This is a genomic window from Metabacillus fastidiosus NBRC 101226 (assembly GCF_001591625.1).
In the GTDB taxonomy this organism is placed as follows: Bacteria; Bacillota; Bacilli; order Bacillales; family Bacillaceae; genus Metabacillus; species Metabacillus fastidiosus.
Map to the genome: position 1 here is coordinate 1 of NZ_BCVG01000168.1, position 5,339 is coordinate 5,339.

The following is a 5,339-nucleotide window of genomic DNA, read 5'->3' on the forward strand; positions in this document are numbered from 1 at the left end:
CTGATAGAAGTTTCACTTTATTCGTTTTCCTAAAAGGTTTCTTCTATAACCCTATATGTTAGATGTAGATCAACTTGCTTTAACGAGCGAAGTTTAGTCCACTTTTTTAGGTGTTGTATGTTAGAAGATAGGAGAAGTTTTTCTATGTTAGATTTAATCTATCAATTGATTTGGCGAATGTGCATGATTGTTACAATTGCATTTTTAATTACCAGGCTTAACCTTTTTCGGCAAATGATTTACCAGCGTTTAAGCTGGAAAGGCAAAATAGTAATGATTTTTGTTTTTGGTTCATTTGGAGTAATTGGAAATTATACAGGAATTGTGATCCATCCTGATGTTTCTAATGTATCTTTTAACCGTTTAGAAGAGAATATAGGATCTTTTAAAGCAATTGCCGATACTCGTAATATAGGAGTGATTTTAGGAGGCCTTTTTGGTGGTCCTGCTGTAGGTCTTGGTGCTGGAATGATTGCAGGAGGGCATCGGTATTTTTTAGGTGGATTTATTAGCACGGCGACTCTTCTTTTAACAGTCTTTGGTGGATTAATTGCCGGTCTGATCAATAGGAAAATTGCTTATAAAAAAGAGATTCAACCATCATTTATTTTAATGATCAGCACTTTAATATTATCCATTGAAATTATTTTAATCCCTCTATTTACCGAATCTTATGAAGTAGCAGTATTATTAATTAAACTGACAGGGTTACCAATTATTATTGTAAATAGTATTGGTATTTGGATCTGTGCGTTAATTTTTTATAATGTATTACGTGAGGAAGAAAAGGTAAAGGCGCTTCAAACCCAAAAGGCTTTATTTATTGCAAATAAAACATTACCATTTTTCAGACAAGGTTTAGATGAATACTCTTGCGAAAAAGTAGCTCGTATATTATGTACTTATACTAATGCAGATTCTGTAGCTATTACAGATTTAAATAAGGTTTTGGCCCATATAGGTAAGGGGAAGGAATACGATCATCTGTTACAGGTACATGATCAAGAGGCGATGAGACATGTGCTTCAAACAGGAGAAATTTTTATTTTAAAGTCGATGCCAGAGTTTGACCATATTCCATTTAAATGGCCATTGAAAGCAGTTATTATTATTCCATTACTTATAAGAGAAAAGCCTGTAGGTACTTTAAAGTTATATTATACAAGATCTTATAAATTTAATGATGCAGAGAAGGAATTAGCTGAAGGGTTAATTATGCTATTGTCTACGCAGCTGGAAATAGGAGAGGCTGAGCGTCATAAAGTATTATTACAGAACGCAGAGATAAAGGCATTACAGGCTCAAATTCATCCTCATTTCCTTTTTAATTCTCTTAATGTCATTGCAGCTCTTTGTAAAAGAGATCCTTTATTTGCTAGGAAACTTCTTATTCAGTTAAGTACCTTTCTTCGTAATAATACCAGTATGACAAGGCAGACTTTAATACCGATTGAGAAGGAAATAGAAACTGTGTTGGCTTATTTTTCTTTAGAGCAAGCTCGTTTTCCAGAACGTTTTTTCCTTGAAACAAAAATAGACCCTAGTATTGAAACAGCATTAATACCCCCTTTTACAATCCAACCTTTAGTTGAAAATGCTATCGTTCATGGTTTTTCAGAACGATGTGAAAATGAAACTGTTCAAATTACTATTGTTAATGAAGAAGGTTTCCTTAACATTTCAATTAAAGATAATGGTGTAGGAATTTCTAGTGAGAGACTTAAGTTGTTGGGTTCAAAAGAAATCATATCCAATAAAGGAACAGGGATAGCAATACAAAATATCAAAGAGCGATTATCGTTAGTGTTTGGTCCAGAGGCTCTTTTCTCTATCAAAAGTCAGGTGAACAAAGGAACGGATATTACAATCGTGATTCCACTTCAATATGAAAGAGGGGTACAGCTTAGTGATAACAGCTTACTTGATTGAAGATGAGATATATGCTAGAGAAGATTTTAAAGAATTACTTGCTGAAAGTAATAAAATCGAGGTAATAGGGGAAGCGGATGAAATACAAAAAGCAATTTGGGATATTCATCGGTTACAGCCGGAAGTTGTTTTTTTAGATATTCATTTGGCAAATGGCAACGGAATAGAATTAGCTAAACAACTGCGATCATTAAAAAAGGTACCATATATTGTATTTGTCACCGCTTTTGATGATTATGCGGTAACAGCTTTTGAACTTGATGCTGTTGATTATATTTTAAAGCCATATGAGGAAAAAAGAATTGAACAAACAATAGAAAAAATAGTAATGTGGAAACAATTAAAAAAAGAAAGCGACCAATCATTACAAGAAAAAAATATAAAGTCTGAAAAAAATGTAAATAAGCTGGCGGTTGTCAAAGATGAACGAATTATATTGGTGGATATCCATGATATTATTTATGTTGGGACAGAGAATCGGCAGGTAATTGTTAAAACATTGAATGAGAAGTATGTAATTGATACTCCTCTTTATGAAATTGAACAAAAATTACAAAGTCATTCTTTTTTGCGAGTGCATCGTGGGTATATAATCAACATGGATTATGTAAATGAAATAGAACAATGGTTTAACGGGACTTATAATGTGATTTTTTGTGATGGCTCTAAAGCTCCGATTAGTCGATCATATATAAAATCTGTTCGTCAATCTTTAGGTTTTTAATTATATAGCACCCTTTACTTGTAAAAGGGTTATTTGAGAAAAACTGACGTTATTTTACGTCAGTTTTTTTATTGGATTAACTAACATACCTCTCTTTTTATCTTTCTCGTTTTATCACTATTAAATGCAATTCGTTCCCATTTGAAAGCACTTTATTTAGAAATAGATATATTTCGTCCCTGATTTAACAAATTGTTTACATGATTATGTATTATCTACGTACGGAACAGTTGAAAAATTCAACAGATTAATTTTGAAAGGGGTTTCTTTAGAAAACAAAAATAATAGGATTTGAATTTTCAATATTTCCTAATAATGAAAGCGTTTCAGTGGAAAAGAAATTTATGTGGAAATAGACAAGGGGGTACATTGATGAATGATCAATTAAAATCACATTCAAAGAAAAAGTGGAAAGTCCGTTATTCAGTTTTGGCAGTATTATGGTTATGCTGGTTATTTTCTTTTCTAGACCGTATGGTTATCACAATTGCATTACCATTTATAGGAGAAGATCTCAGCTTAAATACAACACAACAAGGATTATTATTAAGTATTTTCTTTGCTGGCTATGCTCTATTCCAAATTCCAGGGGGAATGTTAGCAGATAAATTTGGTTTCCGCCGTGTTATGAGTGTTGCTATTGTATGGTGGTCTATTTTTACATCTGTAACAGGATTAGTTTTCTCTTATCCGCTTCTGTTAATACTTCGATTTGTTTTCGGTTTAGGTGAAGCTTGTTTGCCTGGTGCGGCATATAAAGGAATTGCTACTTACTTTCCTAGTAAGCAGCGTGGGACAGCAACAGGTATTCAATCAACTGTAAATACGTTAGGACCAGCTTTAGCAGCTATTGCAGCAGCAGCGATTATCGCCGCTTTTGGATGGCGTATGGTCTTTATCATAATGGGTATTCCAGGAATTTTAATTGGTGTTTATATTTGGTTTAAGTTTAAAGATAATCCGGAAGATCATCCTAAAATGACAGAAGAAGAACTTGCGGAGTTAGATGAAGATGTGTTGGAAACAAAAGTATCTAGCAAAAAGAAATCAGACGTATCTTTTAAAGAACTATTAAAGAAACCAATTTTATGGCAAATGGCACTTATTTGGTTCTTCTTTGATATTACGTTCTGGGGCTTTACTTCTTGGTTACCTTCTTATTTAATTAATGAAAAAGGTCTTTCACTAATGGATACAGGTCTCTATAGTGCATTACCATATTTAGTTGGTACGGTAGGGATCATTCTTGGAGGGTATATATCGGATAAAATGACAGGCAATAGAAAATGGGTGTTTGTTCCTAACGCAATAGCGGGAGGTTTAGCTTTATACTTTATGTTCCAAGCTTCTTCTTTAACAATGGTTATTCTTTACCAATGTCTTGCAGCTTTCTTTATGTTCTTAGCTCAAGGTGGTTTCTGGGCTATGGTTGTTGACTCTCTTCCTTCAAAAATTATGGCATCAGGTACTTCAATGGTTAACTGTTTTGGATCTATTGCAGGTTTCATATCTCCATTATTAATGGGTTATATGATCCAAGTAAGTGGCGGTTCATTTAATTCTTCTTTCATTATGATGATTATAGCTCTAGCTGTAGCAGCTGTTATCGCGATGACTATTCGTGGAAAGGGGAAGGGAAAATCAGATCAAATAGATGTGGCATCATAAATTTGGAGCAGAATATATGAAGAGTGAAAAAGTTTATCGTAAACTTTACTGATGATGAAAAGAGTATGATTTTAAAGAAAGCCTTAGATATAAGGAAGAGTATTCATGACGATCTAAAGGATTTGTCTCAGCCGGCTCAGCTCCTTATTAATAAGAGTATTTTCTTGTTGAAAATAAAAAAATGATTTATAAATTTCTGGAAAACACTGCCTATGAGCAGTGTTTTTTTCTGTAGAAGAACCAACATTGATTGAGCAGTCTGATTTGATAATGATTTTTTTCTAAAAAGGCTTTTTGAATTTGTTTTTCCAGCCATGAGGGCATTGCTCATACCTCCTCATTTATTATAATGGGATTATAGGTTATATAATGTATATGCAGCTATATGATGTCCTGTTCGGAAATAAGCTTAGAAAGCGGTGTGCGTTTTTGGATAATACAGAACTACAAAGATTAGTTGAGGAAATATCTATTAAATTTTTTGAAAAAGAATTTAAACATGAGGCTACTTTTAACAAAAGATTAAGAACAACTGGCGGCAGGTATTTACTAGCAAGCCATAATATTGATATTAATCCTAAATATTTAGAAGAGCACGGCGAAAGTGAAATAATTGGGATTATTAAGCATGAACTTTGTCATTATCATTTACATTTAGAGGGGAAAGGCTACAGACACCAGGACAGTGATTTTAAAATGTTGTTAAAAACAGTAGATGCTCCTAGATTTTGTACACCTTTAAAGGATGGGAAAAAGGTACAGAAGCGTGTTATTCATTATGAATGTAAGAAGTGTGCACAATTATTTACAAGGAAAAGAAGAATGGATACGAAGAGATATGTATGTGGAAAATGTGGAGGAGAAATTTATCAACTAAAAAAGGTTGACGAATAATTATAAGTTATGTTAAATTATAAAAGCCGTCGTTGATGGCTCGCAGAAATTCTTAAAAAGATAATTTATCACTTGACAAGTGATTTTTAGGTCTTTATAATGAAGAAAGTCTGATAATAGTATT

General features: G+C 33.0%; 5 protein-coding genes. 4 read left to right on the plus strand and 1 reads right to left on the minus strand.

Annotated elements, in window-relative coordinates; genetic code table 11:
- Positions 1-144 precede the first annotated feature (144 nt).
- From BFA01S_RS20710 to BFA01S_RS20720, 3 genes are all read left to right on the plus strand, one after another.
- Positions 145-1,929, plus strand: coding sequence for a LytS/YhcK type 5TM receptor domain-containing protein (locus BFA01S_RS20710; protein WP_066235411.1), 1,785 nt, complete (start codon positions 145-147; stop codon positions 1,927-1,929).
- Entirely contained in the window at positions 1,907-2,653 is a 747-nt protein-coding gene (locus tag BFA01S_RS20715; RefSeq protein WP_066235413.1) for a LytR/AlgR family response regulator transcription factor, read from the plus strand. Before BFA01S_RS20710 ends, BFA01S_RS20715 begins: the two co-directional genes overlap by 23 nt.
- A 372-nt stretch (positions 2,654-3,025) precedes the next feature.
- Positions 3,026-4,321, plus strand: coding sequence for an MFS transporter (locus BFA01S_RS20720; RefSeq protein WP_066235415.1), 1,296 nt, complete (start codon positions 3,026-3,028; stop codon positions 4,319-4,321).
- A 210-nt stretch (positions 4,322-4,531) separates the two neighbouring features.
- Here the strand turns inward: BFA01S_RS20720 and cmpA are convergent, their stop codons facing one another.
- On the minus strand, positions 4,532-4,645 hold the full coding sequence (gene cmpA / locus BFA01S_RS22665) for a cortex morphogenetic protein CmpA (RefSeq protein ID WP_156483997.1): 114 nt from the start codon (positions 4,643-4,645) through the stop codon (positions 4,532-4,534).
- Between the two features lie 105 nt (positions 4,646-4,750).
- Between cmpA and BFA01S_RS20725 the strand changes: the two genes are divergently transcribed.
- Complete coding sequence (locus BFA01S_RS20725) at positions 4,751-5,215, plus strand: SprT family protein (RefSeq protein ID WP_066235417.1); 465 nt, start codon at positions 4,751-4,753, stop codon at positions 5,213-5,215.
- Positions 5,216-5,339 lie beyond the last annotated feature (124 nt).

Coding starts and splice junctions, on each gene's coding strand:
- BFA01S_RS20710 (WP_066235411.1), top strand. CDS start 145: ATGTTAGATTTAATCTATCAATTGATTTGGCGAATGTGCATGATTGTT.
- cmpA (WP_156483997.1), bottom strand. CDS start 4,645: ATGCCCTCATGGCTGGAAAAACAAATTCAAAAAGCCTTTTTAGAAAAA.
- BFA01S_RS20720 (WP_066235415.1), top strand. CDS start 3,026: ATGAATGATCAATTAAAATCACATTCAAAGAAAAAGTGGAAAGTCCGT.